This window comes from Kitasatospora sp. NPDC056800 (genome assembly GCF_042789775.1).
Lineage (GTDB): Bacteria > Actinomycetota > Actinomycetes > Streptomycetales > Streptomycetaceae > Kitasatospora.
Genome location: NZ_JBHUAL010000028.1, coordinates 1 through 20735, shown reverse-complemented (window position 1 = coordinate 20735; position 20735 = coordinate 1). Strand labels below are relative to the sequence as shown.

General features: G+C 73.7%; 16 protein-coding genes. 10 read left to right on the top strand and 6 right to left on the bottom strand.

Annotated elements, in window-relative coordinates:
* Positions 1–18: 18 nt before the first annotated feature.
* Complete coding sequence (locus tag ACFRQN_RS09485) at positions 19–690, top strand: O-methyltransferase (RefSeq protein ID WP_049650680.1); 672 nt, start codon at positions 19–21, stop codon at positions 688–690.
* A gap of 79 nt (positions 691–769) precedes the next feature.
* Positions 770–1669, top strand: a complete 900-nt coding sequence (locus ACFRQN_RS09480) for a Gfo/Idh/MocA family protein (RefSeq protein ID WP_049650681.1) — start codon at positions 770–772, stop codon at positions 1667–1669.
* A gap of 89 nt (positions 1670–1758) precedes the next feature.
* Here ACFRQN_RS09480 and ACFRQN_RS09475 read toward each other — a convergent pair whose 3' ends face one another.
* Positions 1759–2295, bottom strand: a complete 537-nt coding sequence (locus tag ACFRQN_RS09475; protein ID WP_074003688.1) for a GNAT family N-acetyltransferase — start codon at positions 2293–2295, stop codon at positions 1759–1761.
* A gap of 254 nt (positions 2296–2549) precedes the next feature.
* A complete protein-coding gene (locus tag ACFRQN_RS09470; RefSeq protein ID WP_049650683.1) occupies positions 2550–3677 on the bottom strand; it encodes a hypothetical protein in 1128 nt (375 codons plus the stop codon).
* 259 nt (positions 3678–3936) lie between these two features.
* Here ACFRQN_RS09470 and ACFRQN_RS09465 point away from each other — a divergent pair, with 259 nt between their 5' ends.
* Together ACFRQN_RS09465 and ACFRQN_RS09460 are read left to right on the top strand one after the other, a co-directional pair.
* Positions 3937–6054, top strand: coding sequence for a transglycosylase domain-containing protein (locus tag ACFRQN_RS09465; RefSeq protein WP_380739430.1), 2118 nt, complete (start codon positions 3937–3939; stop codon positions 6052–6054).
* A 193-nt stretch (positions 6055–6247) separates the two neighbouring features.
* Positions 6248–9235: an ATP-binding protein gene (locus ACFRQN_RS09460; protein ID WP_380739428.1), complete on the top strand. Its 2988-nt coding sequence runs from the start codon at positions 6248–6250 to the stop codon at positions 9233–9235.
* Between the two features lie 265 nt (positions 9236–9500).
* Here ACFRQN_RS09460 and ACFRQN_RS09455 read toward each other — a convergent pair whose 3' ends face one another.
* Positions 9501–9944 (bottom strand): TetR family transcriptional regulator, encoded by a 444-nt coding sequence (locus tag ACFRQN_RS09455; protein WP_380739479.1) that lies wholly within the window; start codon positions 9942–9944, stop codon positions 9501–9503.
* On the opposite strand from ACFRQN_RS09455, the gene ACFRQN_RS09450 reads away from it, so the two are divergent.
* Positions 9835–10182, top strand: coding sequence for a GNAT family N-acetyltransferase (locus ACFRQN_RS09450; RefSeq protein ID WP_380739475.1), 348 nt, complete (start codon positions 9835–9837; stop codon positions 10180–10182). The genes ACFRQN_RS09455 and ACFRQN_RS09450 overlap by 110 nt on opposite strands.
* A 91-nt stretch (positions 10183–10273) precedes the next feature.
* On the opposite strand, the gene ACFRQN_RS09445 is transcribed toward ACFRQN_RS09450, so the two are convergent.
* The gene (locus ACFRQN_RS09445) at positions 10274–10744 is read right to left on the bottom strand and encodes a hypothetical protein (protein WP_380739426.1); all 471 of its coding nucleotides are present in this window, start codon (positions 10742–10744) and stop codon (positions 10274–10276) included.
* A 403-nt stretch (positions 10745–11147) separates the two neighbouring features.
* Here ACFRQN_RS09445 and ACFRQN_RS09440 point away from each other — a divergent pair, with 403 nt between their 5' ends.
* Both ACFRQN_RS09440 and ACFRQN_RS09435 read left to right on the top strand, forming a co-directional pair.
* Complete coding sequence (locus ACFRQN_RS09440) at positions 11148–12356, top strand: RICIN domain-containing protein (RefSeq protein WP_380739424.1); 1209 nt, start codon at positions 11148–11150, stop codon at positions 12354–12356.
* 481 nt (positions 12357–12837) lie between these two features.
* Entirely contained in the window at positions 12838–15717 is a 2880-nt protein-coding gene (locus ACFRQN_RS09435) for a hypothetical protein (protein WP_380739422.1), read from the top strand.
* An 88-nt stretch (positions 15718–15805) separates the two neighbouring features.
* Here ACFRQN_RS09435 and ACFRQN_RS09430 read toward each other — a convergent pair whose 3' ends face one another.
* Positions 15806–16876, bottom strand: coding sequence for a LuxR family transcriptional regulator (locus ACFRQN_RS09430; RefSeq protein WP_159028455.1), 1071 nt, complete (start codon positions 16874–16876; stop codon positions 15806–15808).
* Positions 16877–17044: 168 nt separating this feature from the next.
* On the opposite strand from ACFRQN_RS09430, the gene ACFRQN_RS09425 reads away from it, so the two are divergent.
* Both ACFRQN_RS09425 and ACFRQN_RS09420 read left to right on the top strand, forming a co-directional pair.
* Complete coding sequence (locus ACFRQN_RS09425; RefSeq protein WP_380739419.1) at positions 17045–17788, top strand: hypothetical protein; 744 nt, start codon at positions 17045–17047, stop codon at positions 17786–17788.
* Between the two features lie 133 nt (positions 17789–17921).
* Positions 17922–18734 carry an isocitrate lyase/phosphoenolpyruvate mutase family protein gene (locus ACFRQN_RS09420; RefSeq protein WP_380739417.1) on the top strand — a complete coding sequence of 271 codons (813 nt, stop codon included), beginning with the start codon at positions 17922–17924 and terminating at the stop codon, positions 18732–18734.
* An 80-nt stretch (positions 18735–18814) separates the two neighbouring features.
* On the opposite strand, the gene ACFRQN_RS09415 is transcribed toward ACFRQN_RS09420, so the two are convergent.
* Positions 18815–20038 carry a hypothetical protein gene (locus ACFRQN_RS09415; RefSeq protein WP_380739473.1) on the bottom strand — a complete coding sequence of 408 codons (1224 nt, stop codon included), beginning with the start codon at positions 20036–20038 and terminating at the stop codon, positions 18815–18817.
* Positions 20039–20504: 466 nt separating this feature from the next.
* On the opposite strand from ACFRQN_RS09415, the gene ACFRQN_RS09410 reads away from it, so the two are divergent.
* On the top strand, positions 20505–20726 hold the full coding sequence (locus tag ACFRQN_RS09410) for a hypothetical protein (RefSeq protein WP_117486616.1): 222 nt from the start codon (positions 20505–20507) through the stop codon (positions 20724–20726).
* The last annotated feature ends 9 nt before the right edge of the window (positions 20727–20735 follow it).

The window sequence follows — 20735 nt, the reverse complement described above, 5'->3', positions numbered from 1 at the left end:
TGCACTCTGGAGGGCCCGATGTCTTCGCAGCCGACCTGGGACGCCGTGGACGCCTACTTCTCCGAGCAGCTGGTCGGGCACGACCCGGTGCTGGAGGGCGCCACCGCCGCCGCCGACGCGGCCGGACTGCCGAAGATCGCGGTCGCCCCCAACCAGGGCAAGCTGCTCCACCTGCTGGCACTGACCCAGGGCGCGAAGCGGATCCTGGAGGTGGGCACGCTCGGCGGCTACAGCGCGATCTGGCTGGCCCGGGCGCTGCCCGCGGACGGCACCCTGCTCACCCTGGAGCTGGACCCCCGGCACGCCGAGGTCGCCCGGGGCAACCTGGCGGCCGCCGGGCTGGCCGGGGTCGCCGAGGTACGGGTCGGCCGGGCCGCCGACTCGCTGGCCGCGCTGGTCGAGCAGGGCGTGGAGCCCTTCGACCTGGTCTTCATCGACGCCGACAAGCCGAGCAACCCGGAGTACTTCCGCCGGGCGCTCCAGCTGACCAGGCCCGGCTCGCTGATCATCGTCGACAACGTGGTGCGCGGCGGCGCGGTCGCCGACGCGGACAGCACCGACCCGGCGGTGGTCGGCACCCGGGCGCTGCACGAGCTGATCGCGGCCGAGCCGACGGTCACCGCGACCTCGGTGCAGACGGTCGGCAGCAAGGGCTACGACGGCTTCACGCTGGCTCGCGTCCGGGGCTGAACGGGCCGCGAGCACGCGCCGCGACCAAGCGGCGGCGTCGCGACGGAACACGACGGAACACGAAGGAAACGGAGACATCGTGCGGATCGGACTGCTGGGAACCGGCCCCTGGGCGGAGCGGGTGCACGCGCCCGTCCTGGCCGAGCACCCCGGGCTGGAGTTCACCGGCGTCTGGGGCCGCCGACCGGAGGCGGCCGAGGCGCTGGGCGCCGCGCACGGCGTGCCCGGGTACGCGGACCTGGACCGGCTGCTGGCCGAGGTGGACGCGGTCTCCATCGCGCTGCCCCCGACCGTGCAGGCGGGCCTCGCGGTGCGGGCCGCCGAGGCGGGCTGCCACCTGCTGCTGGACAAGCCGGTCGCGCTGACGGTGCCGGACGCCGAGGCCGTGGCCGAGGCGGTGCGCGAGCACAAGGTCGCCTCGGTGGTCTTCTTCACCGTGCGCTTCGGTGGCGAGCAGATCCCGTGGATCGAGCGGCAGGCGGAGCTCGGCGGCTGGTTCACCGGCCGCTCGGACTGGCTCGGCTCGGTGTTCGCGCCCGGCAGCACCAGCCCGTACGCGGCCTCGCCGTGGCGGGTCGAGAAGGGGGCGCTGTGGGACGTCGGTCCGCACGCGCTGTCCGTCCTGCTGCCGGTCCTGGGCGACGCGACGCACGTGACGGCGGCGGCCGGCCCGCTGGACACCGTCCACCTGGTGGTACGGCACGCCGGCGGCGCCTCCAGCACGCTCGCGCTCAGCCTGACCGCGCCGCTCGCGGCCGGCGGGACGGGCATGGAGCTGCGCGGCGAGCACGGCGTGGTGCAGCTGCCCCCGCGCGGCGAGGGACCGGCCGCGGCGCTGCACCGGGCGCTGGACGCCCTGCGGGCCTCGGCGGCCTCCGGCGAGCCGCACCCGTGCGGGGCGGACTTCGGCCTGCGGGTGGTGGAGATCCTGGTCGGCGCCGAGCGTTCGCTGGCGACCGGCGCCACGGTGGCCGTCTGAGGCCTGCTGTCGGGCAGGGCCCTGACAGTCCCTGACAGTAGGGAAGGACGCCGGGCGGGGCACCCAGGTGCTCCGCCCGGCGTCGTCCGTCAGATGCCGAACGGCGCGGCGTACCGGACGGTGCCCGCGGGCAGCGGGTGGCCGGCGTCCAGGGCGAGGGCCATCAGCGCCTCGTCCGGGACCTCGATGCTCAGGCCGATGCCGTGGGCGGAGGCGCGGGTGAAGCCGAACCGCGGGTAGTAGTCCGGGTGTCCCAGGACGACGACGTGGCGCTCGCCCAGGTCCCGTGCCGCGTCCAGTGCGGCGCGGACGGCGGCGGAGCCGGCGCCGGTGCGCTGGTACGCGGGGAGCACGGCGCACGGGGCCAGGCACAGGGCCGGGACGTCGCCGATGTGGCAGCGGGTCAGCAGGGCGTGGCCGACGGCGGTGCCGTGCTCACCAGTGCCCTGCTCGTCGGTGCCGTGCTCGGTGGTGGCGACGAGGGACAGGCCCTCGATCCAGGAGGCGTCGGCGCGCAGCGCGTCGACGAGGTCGGCCTCGGCGGGAGTTCCGAAGGCGGCGAGGTTGATGTCGCGGATGGTCGGGATGTCGGTGCCGGTCTCGGCACGCGTGATCCAGTTGCGCATGGTGGACGGAGATCCGTTCCTGAGGAGTGTTCGTGCGGGCCCCGCGGGCTCACGCCCCCGGCGAGGCGGGACAGGAGGAGGTCAGGCCGCGGCCCGGGACGTGAGGGAGACCCGGACGCTGCGCATGGCGGCCTTGAGCGCGGTCATCAACCCCACCTCCCTCTTCCTCTGCTCCTGCGTGCTCCTGAACGGCACGTACTCCGGACGAGTGTACCCGGTCCGCCCGGTCCGCCCGGTCCGCCCGGTCCGCCCGCTCAGGCGGGCGGCAGCGGCGGCAGCGGCGCCCCCGGCGGCGGGGTCGAGGACGGGCGGCGGTCGGTGGGGCGGCTCGGCGGGATGACGGGGGCGCGGAAGTCGCGCGGGCCGGTCCACAGCGCCGGGACGGCGTCGCTGCGCCGGGCCAGTTCGTACGCCAGCGCCTCGTAGTTGACCCGCCAGCCGTGGAAGTGCGCCCAGGCGTCCTCGACCGGGCGCTCGCGCGGGAACCCGGCCGCAGTGATCATCGCGACGGCGCCCAGGTACTCGGCGTAGGTCAGCCGGATCGGGATGTCCGGGTCCGGGTCCGCTTCGAAGTCGATCCGCAGCGAGCGGCCGATGTCGCGCATCGCGGTGAAGCCGGCCCGGATCACCAGCCGGGCCTCGGGTGGGGCCGAGCGCGGGCAGAGCGCCAGGTGCAGGGCGGCGGCGTCCATCACGGCGATCAGTCCGACCACCCAGCTGCGGTGGGGCTGCGGGGAGCGGAAGGAGAGCAGCACCGGGTAGTTGGAGTGGCTCTCGCCGATGTCGGCCGCCAGCCGCTCCCAGTCCCGGTAGAGCTGGGGGAGCGCGGTCTCGGTGTCCACCAGGGACTGGCGGGCCAGCAGCTCGGGGCCCCAGGCGGGCTCGCCGGCCCGGGACTGCAGCAGGGTCACCTCGGTCTCGCGGCGCTGGTAGGCGGCGTAGAGGGTCGGCAGGTAGGCGATCTGGAGGGCGATGACCAGCGGGCCGCTGGCGGCGGCCAGGAAGTCGATCGCGGAGAGGTGGAGCCGCTCGCCGCTCGCGAAGCCGAGGGTGAACAGGCTGGACCCGGCCTCGCGCACGGAGACCGACCAGCTCAGCTCGGAGGTGCCGTGCAGCAGCAGGGTGTAGGCGGTCAGCATGCAGCTGAGCCAGACGCCGAGCATGCCGAGGAGCACCAGCGGCGCCAGCCAGGTGAGCGCCCGGTCCTGCGCGAGGTAGCCGCGGTTCGGCCCGGCGGACAGCCGCAGCAGCGTGCGCAGCACCCGCCAGAGCCGCATCACCAGCGCCGAGTAGAGGCCGCGCGGAACGACCAGCGTGCGCAGGATGCTGCCGATGATCAGCAGGAGCAGCAGCGTGCCGAGCGCGGTCTGGATCATCCTCATGGCGCCATTCTGGCGGCACGCCGGGGCTGGCGCGGACCGGGTTCCGCGCGGGCGGCCGTCCGCGGGCTGTTCGTCCACGGTCCGCGGCCCGCCCGTCGGACGCTCACGTCCCACCCGTCGAGCGCAGTATGACCATGATCACACCAAAGCCAGGCATACGTACTGATGTTCTCATCACGTCTATGTGTACGGAGGGTCAGCCCACGAGCGAATCGGAGACCGGACTGTGCGTGCTCAGCAAGACGGCGGGGCCGAAGACGTGGCCGAAGACGGGGCCGGGGAGACGGCCGAGGGCGTGGCCGAGGAGACCGCCGAGAAGACCGCCGGCGAGACCGCCGAGAAGGAGACGCCCGGGCGCCGACGCCGACGTTTCCTGCCGCGCCCGCGCCCCCGGCCGTTACGCGGGTCGCGTCCGTTCCGGGGCCGGCGCCCGTCCCTGCGGATCGACTACCCGCGCCGCGGACGGCGCGGCGTCCGCCGCTGGCTCCCGTCCTGGCGGCAGCTGCTGCTGGTGGCCGGGACGGGCGCGGCCGGGCTGAGCGGCTGGCTGCTCTGGTTCTACGCGCACACCGCCGTCCCGGAGGACCTGAACTCCTTCGCCACCCAGCAGAACAACGTCTACTACTGGGCGGACGGCAGCGAGATGGCGCGGATCGGTCCGACCAACCGGCAGGAGGTGCCGCTCGGCCAGGTGCCGGAGCCGGTGCAGTGGGCGGTGCTGGCCGCCGAGAACGAGACCTTCTACGACGACCCGGGCATCTCCGTGACCGGCATCGGGCGCGCCGTCGTCCAGATGGTCACCGGCGGTGAGACCCAGGGCGGCTCCACCATCACCCAGCAGTACGTCAAGAACATCTACCTGAACCAGCGCCAGGACATGTCCCGCAAACTCAGCGAGATCGTCATCGCGATCAAGCTGGACGACCGGATGAGCAAGCAGGACATCCTGGCCGGCTACCTCAACACCAGCTGGTTCGGGCGCGGCAGTTACGGCATCGAGCGCGCCGCGGCGGCGTACTACGGCAAGGACGTCTCCCAGCTCGACCCGAGCGAAGGCGCCTTCCTGGCAGCGCTGTTGAAGGGCGCCGGGCAGTACGACCCGGCGGTCAGCGCGGAGAACCGGGAGCGGGCCGAGGAGCGCTGGTCGTGGATCCTGGACCGGATGGTGGAGGTCGGCAAGCTGTCCGCCGCCGAGCGCGCCAAGTACACCGTGTTCCCCGAGCCCAGGCCGCAGCCGAAGTCGGCGGGGCTGAGCGGCCAGACCGGGTACCTGGTGGACATGGCCCGCGCCTACGTGGAGAGCCACAGCGACATCACCCCGGCCCAGTTCGACCTCGGCGGCCACCAGATCCGCACCACCTTCGAGAAGCCGAGGGTCGACGCCCTGGCCGCCGCCGTACGGGAGGGCACCGCGGGGATCGACCCGGACAACCGGGAGGCCGACAAGCTCCTGAAGGTCGGCGCCGCCTCGGTGGCCCCGGACGGCCGGATCGTCGCGCTCTACGGCGGCACCGACTACCTCAAGCAGGGCTTCAACAACGCCAACACCACCACGGTGCCGATCGGTTCGGCCTTCACACCGGTGGTGTACGCCGCCGGGCTCGGCCAGGGAGTGCAGCGCCAACGGGGCGGCGACCGCACCCCGGTGACGCCCGCCACCCCCTACAACGGCGACGACGGGGTGAACGTGATGACCCCGGAAGGGCCGTACTGGGGACGGGACGGGAAGATCGTCAAGACCGCCAACGACGGCAGGCGGAACTGGGGCACGGTCACCCTGCGGAACGCGGTCGAACAGTCCGTCAACGGGCCGCTGATGCAGCTCGGCATGGACGTCGGCCTGGACCGGGTGCAGAAGACCGCCACCGACCTCGGCCTGCTCCCCAACAGCCTGGGCGAACTCGTCCCCGCCCTCGGCGTCGGCAACTCCACCCCCAGCGCCGTCCGCACCGCCGACGCGTACGCCGCCTTCGCGGCCGGCGGCAGCCACACCGACCCGTACTCCGTCCTCAGGATCTCCCGCAACGGCGCCCAGCTCCCCCTGCGCCTGCCGGCCGCCACCCAGGCACTGACCCCGTCGGTCGCGGCCGAGGTGGACGCGGCACTCAAGGGCTCCGTCCGCGACGGAGCCGCCAAGCCGGCAGCGGAGGCCGGCCCCGGCCTGGCCGCCAAACCCGGCACCACCGCGGACCGTACGGCAGGGTGGTTCGTCGGCTACAACGGGCAGCTGTCGACGGCGGTCACCATCTTCCGCGCGGACCTGAAGGACATGAAGCTGCTCTCCCTCGAAGGCCTCGGCGGCGCCACCCCGGACACCTCCGACGCCGCCCTCCCGACCCGCATCTGGAGCACCTACATGAAGACGGCGGCACAGTAGACCGGTCGGCTGCCGGGCCCGAGACCCTCACGGGCCCGGCAGCCCACGCCTTGCCGTTTCGTCGTTCGCGTGAGCGGTAGGGCGCCCCGGTCCGGGGAGGGCTGGTGAATGCCGGTCGGGCCGTGTCCGTACTAGGGTCGTGGGCGGGCCGAGGGCGGTCGTGGGCTCTGAGGGACTGAAGCGGATGCAGCGGATGAAGATGACGTTCGGGCTGTTGGGGCCTCTGGCGGTCGCCGTGGACTCCGTGCCGCAGGTGTTGCCGCGGGCCGGCGTGTTGCGGGGGCTGTTGGGGGTCCTGTTGCTGGCGGAGGGGGAGCGGCTGTCGGTGGGGCGGCTGCTGGAGCTGGTGTGGGCGGGGCAGGCGGACCGGGTGGGCCGGGGTGCGGTGCACACCGGGATGTCGCGGCTGCGCGGCTGGCTCGGCGGGTTCGGGGACGAGTCGGTGGTGCTGGAGTCGGACGCGCAGGGGTACCGGCTGGTGACCGGGCCGGGGGCGGTGGACCTCGGGCGGTTCCGCAGGCTCGCCGCCGACGGGGACGTGGCCGGGGCGATCGGGCTGCGGCGCGGGCCGGTGCTGGCCGGGCTGGAGCGGGTGAACCGGGAGGACCCGCTGGTGGCCGCCGTGGAGGACGAGGTGCGTGCCACGGTCCTGGCCCTGGCCCGGGCCGCGCAGGCCGACGGGGCGGCCCGGACGGCCGTTCCCGCGCTGACGGCGCTCGCCGAGGAGTACCCGTACGACGAGCCGGTGCAGGCCGCCCTGTTGGAGCTGCTGGCGGCGGACGGGCGGGCGGCGGAGGCGTTGCGCCGCTTCCAGGCGCTGCGCCGACGGCTGTCCGAGGAGCTGGGGATCGAGCCGGGCGAGCAGGTGCAGAGCGTCTTCCTGGCGCTGCTGGCGCACGACCGGGAGGACGCCCGAGCCGTTCCGGGGCGGTCCCGGGTGCCCTCCCAACTCCCGCGTGACATCCCGGACTTCACCGGTCGTGACGAGCAGGTGCGGCTCGTCCTGGACGCCCTGGCGGCCGGTCGGGTGCCGGTGATCGCCGGGATGGGCGGCATCGGCAAGACGGCGCTGGCCGTCCACAGCGCCCACCGCGCCGCCGTCGACTACCCGGACGGCCGGCTGTACGCGGACCTGCGCGGGGCCGACGAGACGCCCGCCGACCCGGCCGGCGTCCTCGCCGCCTTCCTGCGCGCCCTGGGCGCGGACCCCCGGGAGATCCCGGCCTCCCTGGAGGAGCGTTCCGCGCTGTACCGCACGCTGCTGGCCGGCCGCCGCACGCTCGTCCTGCTCGACAACGCCGCCGGGGAGCAGCAGATCGGCCCGCTGCTCCCGGGCACGCCGGCGGACCCGGCCGGGCACGGGCCGGACCGCCCGGCCGTCCTGGTCACCAGCCGCGCCGCGCTCACGGCGCTGCCCGGCTCCCTGCTCGTCGACCTGCACGAACTCGACGCGCCCCACGCCCGGACGCTGCTGCGCCGGATCCTCGGGGACCGCCGGGTCGCCGCCGAGCCGGTGGCCGCCGCCCAGATCGTCGAGCTGTGCGGCGGCATGCCGCTGGCCGTCCGCATCGCCGGGGCCCGCCTGGCCGCCCGCCCGCGCTGGACCCTGGCCCGGCTCGCGCACCTGCTGCGCGACGAACGGCGCCGGCTCGACGAACTGGCCGCGGGGAACCTGGCCGTACGGGCCGGCTTCGCCGTCGGCTACGCCCGGCTGCCGGAGCCGACCCGCCGTACGTTCCGGCTGCTCGGACTGCTCGACGCGCCCGACTTCGCGCCGTGGGTCGCGGCGGCGGTGGCCGACATCCCGCCGGAGCGGGCCGAGCGCCAGCTGGAGGAGCTGATCGACGCCCAGCTCCTCCAGGAGACCGGCACGGAGCCGCACCTGCGCTACCGCTTCCACGACCTCGTCCGGCTGTACGCGCGCGAGCACGCCGAGGCCGCGGACGAGCCGGCCGCCCGCACCGCCGCGCTCGGACGGGCCTTCGGCGCCTGGCTCTGGCTGGCCGAGCAGGCGGCCGACCAGGTGCCCGGGCCGTGCTTCGCGCCGATCCACGGCACCGCGCCGCGCCACCCGATGCCGTCCGGCGTCGCGGCGGCGCTGCTGGACGACCCGATGGCCTGGTTCGACGCCGAGCAGCCGGCCCTGGACGCGAGCGCCCGGCAGGCCGCCGCGCTGCGCATGGTGCCGGTGGCCTGGGACCTCGCCGCCTGCCAGGAGAAGTACTGCGACGTGCGCGGCCTGTACGATGAGTGGCGCACCACCCACCTGGCCGTCCTCCAGGCCTGCCGGTCGGCCGGTGACGGCCTGGGCACCGCCGTGCTCACCCGCGGCCTGATCGAGGTGACGACCTGGACCACCCCGGCCGACGGCTCCGGCACGGCCGTCGACCTGGCGGACGGCGCCCAGACGATGGTCGCCCTGGAGGAGCGGGCGCGGCACCTGCGGCGCCTGTTCGAGGAGGTCGGGGAGGAGCGCGGGGCCGCCGACGCCCTCGTCCTGACGGCCTGGAGCCTGGTCGCCCAGGGCCGCGCGCAGGAGGCCCTGGACGCCGGCCACCGTGCCCTGGACCTCGCCACCGCCCACGACCACCCGGGCGGCGAGGCCCGGGCGCACCAGATCATCGCCATCGCCCACGGGGAGACGGACCTCGACCGCACGATCGAGCACCTCACCGAGACGCTGCGGCTGGCGCGGCTGATCGGCAACACCCGCTTCGAGGCGACCGCGATCCAGTTCCTGGGAGCCGCCCACGGCCGGGCCGGCCAGGTGGAGCGGGGCGGCGAGCTGCTCCTGCGCTCGCTCGCCATGGCCCGCTCGCTCAAGGACCGCTACGTGGAGGCGTTCTCGCTGCTGTACCTGGCCACGCTGTACGCGGCCACCGGCGACGGCCGCGCCCGGGAGACGGCCGAGGCCGCGCTGGCCATCGCCCGCCGCTTCGACCTGGGGCACCACCTCGCCCAGGCCCTCGGCATCCTCGGGGAGCTGGACCTGGCGGCGGGGGACCACGCCTCGGCCGTCGCCCACCTGGAGGAGTCCGTGCTGGTGTGGCGCGCCCGCGGCTGGCGCTCCTTCCTCGCGGAGGCGCTCCGGGCGCTCGGCCGGGCCTACGAGGCGGCCGGGCTGCCGGAGTCGGCCGCGCGGGTGCTCACGGAGGCGCGGGAGCTGAGCGACGTCCGGTAGCGGCCGGGCCGGGGTCGTTGCCGCGGCCGTACCGGTCGAGGGCCGCAGCCGTCAGTGATTGGTAAGCGATCGGTAAGCGCCCCTGCCTAGGCTCGATCCCCACGGCACGGGACAGGCGTACGCGTCAGTCCCGTAGGCGCCGCATGGGCTGCCGGTCGGGTCCGCGCAGGGGACGGACCCGGCCGGAGGTGCGGCCGGCGGGACCGCGGCATCCGTCGGTGCGCGACATCTGTCGGCCGACGGGATCCGTCGCCCGGGCCGGGGCTCAGGCGAGGGTGGCGTCGAGGAAGGCGTGCCAGGCGGCGTGGACGCGCCGGGCGTGGGACCCGTCGGAGCTGTCGGACTCGTCGTCGACCCCGGCGAGCAGGTCCAGCAGCAGGCCGCGGAGGACGGCGAGCACCACGGTGGGGTTCGCCCGGGTGCCGTCGAGGACGCGTTCCAGCGGTGGCAGCCACTCCTCCAGCGAGGCGGTGCCGAAGTCCGGCCACGGCTCGCGCCGGCCGAAGGCGCGGACGTACCCCTCGAAGAACAGCCGCAGCGCCCCTCGGTGTTCGGGCTGCGTCAGCCACTCCCAGAGTAGGTCGAGGGTCTCGCGGGCGCTGCCGCCCTCGGCCTCGGACCGTTCCAGCAGCGCCAGTTGCTCGGCCCGTCCGACCGCCAGGACCTCCCGGACCAGCTGCTCCTTCGACCCGAACAGGTACAGCAGCACGCGCGGGCTGGAGCCGATCCCGGACGCCCGGGGCCGGGGGCTGGGCCGCCGGATGCTGGAGACGGCCCTGGACGAGGCCCGGGCCCGTGCGTACGAGGGCGTGCTGCTCTGGACGGTCGAGGGGCTCGGCGCCGCCCACCACCTCTACGCGACGGCCAGGTTCGAGCTCACCGTCTCCCGCCCGGCCCGCAAGTTCGGCGTCGACGCGGTCGAGCAGCGGATGGACCTGCGGTTCTGAGGGGACGGCGGCCGGGCGGGCGCGCGGGTTCGCCCCCCGTGCTCGGCGCGCGCCGTCGCCCACCGCCGTCCCGTCCTGCGGTTCCCGGTGCTCAGATCTTCACGGTGAGCCAGGCGCCGAGGCCGCTGCAGCCGCGCGCGTCGTAGGTGGTGCTGCGGTACCCGGCCGGGATCGGCGAGTACGGGCAGGTCCAGACGCCGTTGCGGACCAGCTCGTGGTACCAGGCGCCGACGCCGCTGCACCCCCGGGAGTCGTAGTTGGTCAGCACGTAGCCGGAGACGATCGGCGAGCCGGAGCAGGTCCAGAGGCGGTCCTGCGCGGGCCGCTGGTACCACGAGCCGTGGTTGTTGCAGCCGCCGGCGTTGTACATGGTGATGACGTAGCCGGCCGGGACGGGCGCCCCGGAGCAGCTCCAGCCGCCGGCCGCGGCGGCCGCCGGGGCTGAGGAGGCCGCGGAGGCCGTGCCGGCCGCCGTCGTGCCGGTGAGGGCGGCCGCGAGCACGGCGACCGTGGCGGCCGCCCTCCCCGTACGGGTCATCAGCTTGCGGAGGATCGTGGTCACGGCGACACCGTTCCGATCGGTCGTCTCCCCGCCGTCGGTGCGGCGCGGGGAGGGTGTAACAGCGGGGACGCGCCGCACCTTAGCGGCGGTGATCAGGTCGCTGATAGATCCAGATCGATACATCGACTGACCTGACCGAAAACGATCCCAACTGACCGTCATGGCGCGGCCCGGCCATGCTCCGGACGGCGGTCGCCGGATGCGTCCGGTTGGTCGTCCCACGCGCCGCCCGCCCCTGCCCGGACCTCCCGCAGGACCGTCCCGCTGACCAGGGCGTTCGGGCGGATCCGGCAGGAAATCCGTCACGCTCCGTAGCGCTTCCGATTGCCGCGTGCCTCCGGCCGGAGAAATCTTGTGGATGCTCGACCGCCCGATTTCTCCCGATTCTCCCAAGGAGCCCCACGTGTCATTCCCAGCCCGTCCTCGAACCCGCCCGTCCGCCTGGCCGGCGACCGTCGCCGCCCTCCTCTCCCTCTCCGGGATCTGGACCGGAGCCGTGACGGCCGAGGCCGTTCCGACGCCGTCCGCCCTGCCGGCGGCCGCCGGTATCGCGGCCACCGGTCAGACGCCCGGCGCCTATTCGGACTGGACCTTCAACACCACCGACACCGTGACGGACGTCGACTTCCGCAACACCGTGGTCACCAGCCCGGGAGACGGCGACGTGTACTGGGCGCACCAGTTCAACTTCGACGGGAACCTCTCCTACACCGGCTTCCAGCTCGGCAAGCAGAACAGCGGACAGTTCCTCTGGTCGACCTGGGCCGACAAGGACCTCCAGTTCAAGGACGGGACCGAGGGCTCGCACTGCTGGAACAACGAGGGTGAGGGCCAGCACCTGCAGTGCTCCAACACCACCGTCAACCACGGCCGTCCCGTCACCGGGGACACCTACGCCTTCCACGTGGAGATCGACCCCGTGACCCACTGGTCGAAGGTCACCGTGAGCGACGAGACCGCCGGCACCAGCTTCGTCCTGGGTGAGGCCCTGCTGCCGAACTCCTCGAAGATCCAGCACAGTTGGAGCAGCTGGGTGGAGTACTTCGACTGGAACGACTCCCGGTACGTGTGCGACGACAACGCGTACGCCGAGAACCGGTGGGGCAAGATGACCGGCAACGGCGGCACCCTCACCGCCGCGAACACGGGAACGTCGACCAGCGGCACCTGTCAGGACATGGTCCGGCAGCAGAAGCAGGACGACGGGACGCTGATCACCGAGACCGGTCTCGGCCAGTCCGCCCGCTGGCCCCTGCGCTTCACCAACGGCGCCTGTCTGGACCGCGGCGGTGCCACCGGCGTGATCACCTACGGCTGCGCCGAATCACCCAACGGCAACCAGCTGTTCGTCTTCGCCCGCGACGGCAGCATGCGCAGCGCCGAGGGCAACGAGTGCCTGGCCGCGCCGTCCTCCGTCGGCGGTCAGATCACACCCGCCGCGTGTGACGGCTCGGCCGCCCAGCAGTGGACGTACGACGTGATGAACGAGGCCGTGGTGAACTCCGCCGGCTGGGCCATGACTTCCAGCACGTCCGGGGGCAGTGGCGACCCGGTGACCGCGCAGGTCTTCGACGGGCGCGCCGAGCAGACGATCACGCCCTTCGAGGTGTGACGAGCCACCAGGTGCCAACGCCCCACGAGGTGTCATGAGTTACGAGCTGTCGACGCCCCACGGGGTGTGAACGAGTCGACCCGCCCACGGCCGCGCCGGAACACCCGGCGCGGCCGTTCGTACCCACCCTCTATGATCCCGCCCGGGGGGAAGGTCGCTGAGCTGGGGTACGACACCGCTGTGTCCGCTCTCCCCTCGGGGGCGCACACCCGCGTCGCCGATTCGACGACCGGGAGACGAACACTCGGTGATACTCACTCAACGCCTGGGCCGCGGGCTGCTCGCCGGCGCCTCGGCGCTCGCGCTGGCACTGCTGCCCGCGGGCCTCGCACCCACCACGGCGGCCGCCGCACCCGCCGGCTCAACGCCCGCCGGCTCAACGCCCGCCGGCTCAACGCCCGCCGGCTCAGCACCCGCCGGCTCAGCACCCGCCGGCTCAGCACCCGGCGCACCGGCCGGTGACGGGTCCGGCCCGGCCCCGGTGGACCTCACCACCACGCGCGCCTTCGCGGACACCTTCCGGCTGGACCCGGCCCAGGACACCGACCCGCTGTACGGGCTGAACGTCGGCCTCGACGCCCGGCAGTCGCCCCCGCCCGGGCAGCACGGGATCTCCTACACCCGGGTCTCCGGCCGCTGGGACACCTCGACCGCGCCCGACCAGTGGTTCGTCCAGACCAGTCATCCGGACCACCCCGACAAGCTGCTGTTCGCCAAGGGCGTCTCCGCGATCATGCTCGGCGCGCCCGCCGTCGCGGACGGCACCGGCCACTACACCGTCTCGACGGTGGTCGACCCGGTCGTCGGCGACACCGGCGGCGCCGACTGGGGATCGATCGTGCTGAGCCGCAGCCACCGCGGCAACGGCTACGTCACCGGCGGCGACGTCGACCTCGGCCTGACCGTCACCTCGGGCGGCAAGCTCGCCCTCTTCCACGGTGGCGGCGGCGAGAACCCCTTCTGGACCGGCACGGTGGCGCCCACGGCGCAGTACGCCGTCTCGCTCACCGTCTCCACCGGCGCCGACCGCGCCGTCACCCTGACGGTGAACGGCACCCCGTTCACCGTCTCCGCGCCGGCCGGGGTGACCCGCTGGCCGGGCAGCGAGTTCCTCTACCTCGGCGCGTACCTCTCCGACCCGAACCGCGTCACCACCTTCGGTGACGGCGCCGGCCACGGCCTGAACGTCAGCCGGATCGACACCAGCGCCACCCGCAGCGCCAAGCCGTTCGTCGACACCTTCGACGGCGCGCCCAACGCCACCGCCGACCACGGCCTCAACCAGGACCTGGCCGCCCGCCAGCCGAGCCTGATCTCCGCCAACTACACCGCCGTGTCGGGTGTCAAGGGCCTGGCCCTCGACCCGCCGGCGGGCTCGGTGCAGGTCAACAGCCCGGCCCACCCGAACGTGCTCTCCTTCCCCCAGGGCACCTCGGCGGTCCGCCTCAACAAGCCGGCCACCTCGGACGTCCAGAGCGGCGCCTACACGGTGCACGCCGTCCTGACTCCCGTGGTCGGCAGCACCTCCGGCCAGGACTGGGCCTCCCTCGCCGTCGGCAACGCCTCGGGCGGCACGGGCGCCGTCGACGCCGAGGACATCGCGCTCGGCCTGCGCGTCCAGGCCGACGGCGGGCTGACGCTCTTCCAGGGCGGCACCCCGACCGCGCTGCCCGCCGTCCCGCCGGCCGGCTCCTACGAGGTGTCGGCCGCGCTGGCGACCGGCGACCGGCAGCAGGCGACCGTCAGGGTCAACGGCACGACGGTGTTCTCCGGCCGCACCGCCGCCAAGCTGCCCCGCGACGGCTACGTCTCGCTCGGCGCCCACCACTCGGCGGCCGGCCAGGTCACCACGGCGGACGACCTGCGGGTCTCCATGCTGGGCGGGCTCGGCTACTACGGGTTCTTCGACATCCGGGACCCGAACGAGCCGAACTTCAGCGCCAACCACGCGCCGGAGGTGGCGCAGTGGACCAACTTCAACAACTACCTGCGCGACCAGGACCCCCGCCTGGAGTTCCTGGACCAGTGCCGGCCGGCCGCCTGCGTGATCGACCTCAACCAGGAGACGGTGGTCCCGCGTGCGCCGGGTTCCTGGGCCGTCGACCCGAACCCGAACGCCGCGCGGAACCTCCTGGACCTGGTGCGGCGCATCGGGCCGAACATCGACAAGATCGGCGCCGTCGACGTGAGCGACGAGCCCTACTCGCACGGCCTGAGCCCCGCGCAGGTCCAGACGCAGGCGGAGCAGATCAGGGCCGCGTTCCCGGACAAGACGCTGATCATGAGCCTCGACCGCTGGAACGCCGAGCAGACCGCGCCGATCCCGTCCACGGTCGACATCGTCGGCTTCGACTACTACTGCGAGGGCCGCGGCGAGATCCAGCGGCTGCTGGCGAACCTGAAGACCTTCCTCTCCTCGCCGGACCAGCACCTGATGCTCTTCCCGGAGTCCACCAACGAGTACCGGGTCGCCGACGGCTGCTACTCCGGCAAGACCGATGCCGACATCGCGGCGTACAACGCCGAGTACCGCGCGATCGCCGCGCAGGACCCCCGGGTCGTCTACCTGCAGAACTTCCGCTGGCTCGGCCCGGACCAGCCGAACAAGGTGCCGCTGACCGTCGCGGCGCAGAAGAGGATCGGCAAGGCCGTGGTCGACGCCACGCCCACGCCGGCGCCCGCCTCGGTGGGCGTGTACCGGCCCTCGGACGGCAGCTTCGGCCAGGCCGCCCACAACGGCTGGTACACCGGCCAGGCCGTGTTCGGCGGCGGTGGCGGCGACGTCGTCCCGCTGACGGGCCACTGGAACGGGCCGGGCACCGACACCGTCGGCGTCTACCACCGCGACACCGCGACCTTCCAACTGTCCTACGACAACGCCACCGTGGCCGCCACCTTCCCGTTCGGGGCCCCCGGTGACGTCCCGCTGGTCGGCGACTGGAGCGGGCAGGGGCGGAGCACGGTCGGCGTCTACCGGCCCAGCGACCAGTACTTCTACCTGTCCGACGACAACGCCACCGTCAGGTACCGGATCAAGCTGGGCAACGAGGGCTGGAAGCCGCTGGTCGGCGACTGGGACGGCAACGGCACCACCACCGTCGCCGTCTACGACCCGCAGACCCAGACCTTCTACCTGAACGACTCCAACGAGACGGAACACCCGCGCCCGGGCGTCAGGTTCGGCAACCCCGGCGACCGCCCGGTCAAGGGCGACTGGGACGGCAGCGGCAAGGAGACCATCGGCGTGTACCGGCCCGGCGACCAGACCTTCTACGGGGCCGCCGAGAACTCCGACCTGGTGGTCTACAGCAGGAAGTTCGGCAACCCGGGCGACATCCCGCTGGTGGGCAACTGGGGCTGACACCCCGTCCGCCCGTCCGAAATCGGCGCCCTCCCGACCGCCGCGCGGCGATCGGGAGGGCGCCTTCGGGCCGCCCGCACGGCGCGGGTCAGCAGCGCCCCTCGCCGAGCATGATCCGCGCGATCAGCTCCTGGCGGCTGCCCACCCCGGTCTTGGTGAACACCGACTTCAGGTGGTCCTGCACCGTGTACGGCGTCATCGCGAGGGCCCGGGACACGTCCCGGGTGTCGCCGCCGCGCACCAGCAGCAGCGCCACCTCCCGCTCGCGGGCGGTCAGCCCGTACGCGGCCAGGTACAGCGGCATCACCTCGGCCGGCGAGGCGGGCGAGGCCACCACCGTCACCGCGCCCGCCGCCCCGCCGTCGCGCAGGGCGGAACCGTGCAGCAGGTACCAGCGGTCGTCCCGGCTCCACACCCGCACCGGGGCCTGCGGCACGGGCAGCCCGTGCGCCGCCCGGCGGGCCTGCTCGGCGGCCATCGCCACGCCGGTCGGGACGGTCAACGAGGTCGGGGTGGGGTCGGCCAGCCGGGCGAGCAACTCCTCGGCCGGTCCGGACAGCGCCTGCAGCCGGTTGCGCCGGTCCAGCACCAGCACCGCCGGCCCGGCATCCGCCTCCTCGGGCGGGCCGGCCGGTACGTGACAGGCCCTCAGCGCGTTGCCCAGGTGCCGGGCGGCGGCGTCGGCGAGCTGCCGCTGGCCCTCCAGGTACGGACCGCGGTCCGGAGCCCGCAGGAACGCCGCGCACCCCCACATGCCGCCGGCCGCGTCGAACACCGCCCGCAACTCGTCCCCGAACCCGGCCGGCCTGACCTGCTCCCGGAACCGCACACTCTCCCGCAGCGACCCCCGGGTCGCCCGGCTCAGCGTCTCGGCCTGCACCCCGCTGCGCCGGATCTCGGGAAAGGTCGCCACGTCGTCCGCCCACACCTCCAGCCGCACGGCGTGCTCGAACGCGTCCAGGGTGAGGTCCTCGCTCTGCACCGAGTTCACCAACCCGGTCGCCGGATCCGCGGTGTGCCAGCACACGGCGTCGAACTCCAGTACCGGCCGCAGCAGTTCATCCGCCCGCCGGAAGACCTCGGGCGCCGTCAAGCCCGCCCCGGCAAGCTCCCGCACCCCCTCGATCGCCGCCCGCCCCGCCACCCCACGTCGCCCCATCCGGTGAAGCTAGCACGACAGTTCGCGCCCCACCCACGCACCGAACGGCAGCGCGGAGGCTCCCTCCCCGGGGGCGGAGAGGGCCAGGGGCGGTCCGAACCGCCGCCCTGGGCGCGGGCCGGGCGAAATCCGCATGACAGCGGTGGAAGGCTCCGGGATCATGGGCCGGTGGCTACGGAACCGGACATCCTCGACCTGAACATCCTCTGCCCGCCGCCCGGCGAGGGCTACCTGGAGGTCCGCCCGGTCGTCAGCGGCCGGGACCTCCTGGCCGAACTGACCCTCCGCAACAGGGAGTCGGGCGGCCCCCGGTTCATCGGATCAGGTCCCCGGTACCTCCTGGGCCGGGGCGGGCGCTTGCACGCCACGGCCGTGCCCCGGGAGGTCCGGCTCGGTGTGTCCGGGTGCGGCCTGGAACAGTGCTGCAGCACCCTGTACGTGACGGTCGCTCGGGACGGGGAGCACGTCGTCTGGGCGGGCTGGCGCGACCCGGCCGAACGGGGCTTCGACCTGCCGGAGTTCCGGTTCGCCGCGGACCAGTACGAGGCCGAGGTGCTGCGAGCCGAAGCGGACCGCGGCTGGGAGTGGCCGGGGGCAGTGGTCGCGACGCTGCTGGAGGAAGGGCTGAGGGGACGCGAGGACTGGCTCGCCAGGTGGGAGTGCGAGCTGGAGGCCGTCTGGGCCTCCCGCCTGGAACCCGACCGGATCGACGTCATCCTGCGGCATCCCCCCGGCCGGGAGGAGACGGATCTGCCCTGGGCCCAGTTCTCGATGATCCTCCCGATCTCCGCGGAGGACCCGTCGGACCAGGCCGAGCGCCTCGAAGCGCGGCTGACCGCGGGCGACCCCCGTGCCACCGCCGAGCTCTGCGGAGGCTACGAACCCGAACAGGTGGGCTACCCCTGGCCGTAGCGCCCTTAGCCCTGGCCCGCTGCCGGCGACGCCCCGTGACCGCCCCGCCCGGCGCTCAGGCGGCCTGGGCCTACGGTCGTTGGTGTCGGTTTTCCGCCGGACAACGGTGGCAGCCGCTGGTTGCCTTGGGGGCATGATCAACGCCAGCAAGTCCGCGCTCTTCCGTTCCCTCCACACGCCCGCTCGTCCGCTCGCGCTCGCGAACGCCTGGGACGTCGCCAGTGCCCGCGTCATCGAGGCCGCGGGGGCGACCGCGATCGCCACCACCAGCGCCGGGGTGGCCTGGTCGCTCGGTGCCCCGGACGGGGACCGCGTCCCCCGGGGCCCGGTGCTGGACGCCATCGCCCGCATCGCGGCGGCGGTCGCCGTCCCGGTGACCGCCGACATCGAGGGCGGCTACGGACAGAGCCCCGCCGAGGTCGCGGAGACCGTCACGCGGGTGCTGGAGGCCGGCGTGGTGGGCGTCAACATCGAGGACGGCACCCGCCCGCCGGGCGCGCTCGCCGACCGGATCGCGGCCGCGCGCGGTGCGGCGCGGCGGGCGGGCGTCGACCTGTTCGTCAACGCCCGTGTCGACACCTACCTGCTCGGGCTGGGCGACCCCGCCACCCGGCTGCGGGAGACGTTGGGACGGGCGCGCCGCTACGTGGACGCCGGTGCGGACGGGATCTTCGTCCCCGGTGTCGCGGACCCCGGCGTCATCAGGGACCTGGCCGCGGGTCTGACGGTGCCCCTCAACATCATGGCGGGGCCGGGCACCGCGCCGGTGGACGAACTGGGGGCCCTGGGCGTGGCCCGGGTCAGCCTCGGCTCGGGGGTGGCCCAGGCCGCCTACGCCGCCGCACGGCAGGCGGCACTCGACCTGCACCGCGCCGGCGGCTACGACTCCCTCCGGCGGACCATCGACTACCCGGAGCTCAACGGCCTGTTCACCGCGAGCGGCTGACCGCGCCCCGGCTGCGGCGGTCCGCTTGGAGACCCGGCGCCGGCGCACGGGCTCCGGGTCTCCGGTGGCGGTCCGCCGGGCTACTTGGCCAGGCGGGACCAGTCGGCCGGTTGGGCGGGGTCGAGTTGGCGGAGCTGGTCGAGGACCTTCGGGTCCTGGGCGTCGAGCCAGTCGGCGACCTGGCGGAAGGAGACGCAGCGGACGCCGTCGCGCTTGCAGACGCCCTTCATCACGTCCTCGACGGCCTGCATGTAGATGCCGCCGTTCCAGGACTCGAAGTGGTTCCCGATGAACAGCGGGGCGCGGCTGCCGTTGTAGACGCGTTCGAAGCCGGCGAGGTAGCTCTCGCGGGTCTCCTTCTCCCAGGTGTCGTACTTCTTGGGGTCGCCGTTGGTGGTGTTCCCGGACTGGTTCGCCAGGAAGTTGAAGTCCATCGAGAGGCTCTGGGTGGACTTGCCGGGGGTGGGGAGCAGCTGCAGCGGGAAGTTCCAGATGCCCTCCTTCTTCGTCGGCCAGACCTGGAACTCGCCCGGGGAGCTGGCGTCGTAGCGGAAGCCCGTCGCCTTCTCGGCCGGCAGCAGGTTCTTCTGGCCCTCCAGGCAGGGGGCGCGGCCGCCGACCAGTTCCTTGGTGTAGTCGAAGGGGAGCGGCGGGAGGTCCTTGAAGCCGGTGTTGGTCTTCCAGTTGGTGACGAAGGAGACGGCCTGGTCGAGTTCGCTCTTCCACTCCTCGGTGCTCCACTCGCCGCCGCCCTTGGCGTTGCAGAAGTGCCCGTTGAAGTGGGTGCCGATCTCGTTGCCGTCGAGCCAGGCGAGGCGCAGCTGTTCCAGGGTGTCCTTGATGTGGGGGTCGGTGGCGTAGTCGATGGAGGCGTCGCCGGGCTTGTGCTGCGGCGGCTTGTAGAGCGTGCTCTTGGACTTGGGGAGGGTGTAGAGGCCGCTCAGGAAGAAGGTCATCTGGGCGTTGTTCTCGGCGCCGAGCTTGCGGAAGCGGGAGAACTGGCGGTCGTCGCCCTCCAGGGCCCCGTCCCAGGAGAAGACGACGAACTGCGGCGGCTTCTCCCCGGGCTTGAGCTTCTCCGGCACGGGCTGCTTGGGCTGCGGGCCGGTGTCGGAGGTGGAGCCGTCGCCGAGCACCTTGACCTGGCCGTCCCAGGTGGGGGTGGGAGCGGGCGGTGGCGGGGCGGGGGCCTCGGTGGTGGTGCTCGGGGCGGGGCTGGGCGGGGTGGTGCCGGTGGTGGCGGTGGGTCTGCTCGGTGTGCCGTCGCATCCCGTCGCCAGGGCGGAGGCCCCGAGGACCCCCATCGCCAGCAGGATGGCCGAGCCGCGAGCAGTCCGCACGGGACCCCATTTCTCTGATCTTCAATCAGGAGCTGTTCAGAAGATGATCGATGAATGTGATCATCAGAACACTTTTGATCGACCTCTGTCGAGGTCGGGAAGGTGTGGCTTTGGTGGGGGTGGGCCAGGTGAGCAACTCCCTGGTGGGACACGGGAGATGGCGCGCCGAGCGGGCTCCGGTGGAGGCCCCCGGAGGGTGTGGGGGTGAGGGGTGGTTCATCGTCGCCGCCACCGCAACGGCCGCGGCCGCCGATGGGTTCAGCGACTGATCGGGCGTCACGCGGATTTCGGCCAAGTTCGTGGCATGGGCATGGTGCTACGTGCCCAGCCGTTCCGGCCCCGGCTAGGGTCGCTCCAGCTCAGCGAACCTCTGGCGCCCCACGGCCCTCGTGCGGCGCCCCGTGGACCTTCCCGATTGGACTGGTGTGCCATGAACAGGACGTACTACCGCCCGCTGGACCGTCCCTCGACCACGAGCGTCCGCAGCCGGCTCGCCGCCGCGGCCGGGGCCGCCGCGGTGGCCGCCTGCGTGCTCACCGGCGTCGCGGTCGCCACCGCCGGTGCCGCGACCGCCGCGCCCGCCTCGGTCCCCAAGCCCGCCGTCACCGTCTACGGCGTGGCCGGCGCCACCCAGCCCGCCGCACCGCGCTAGACCCGCCCC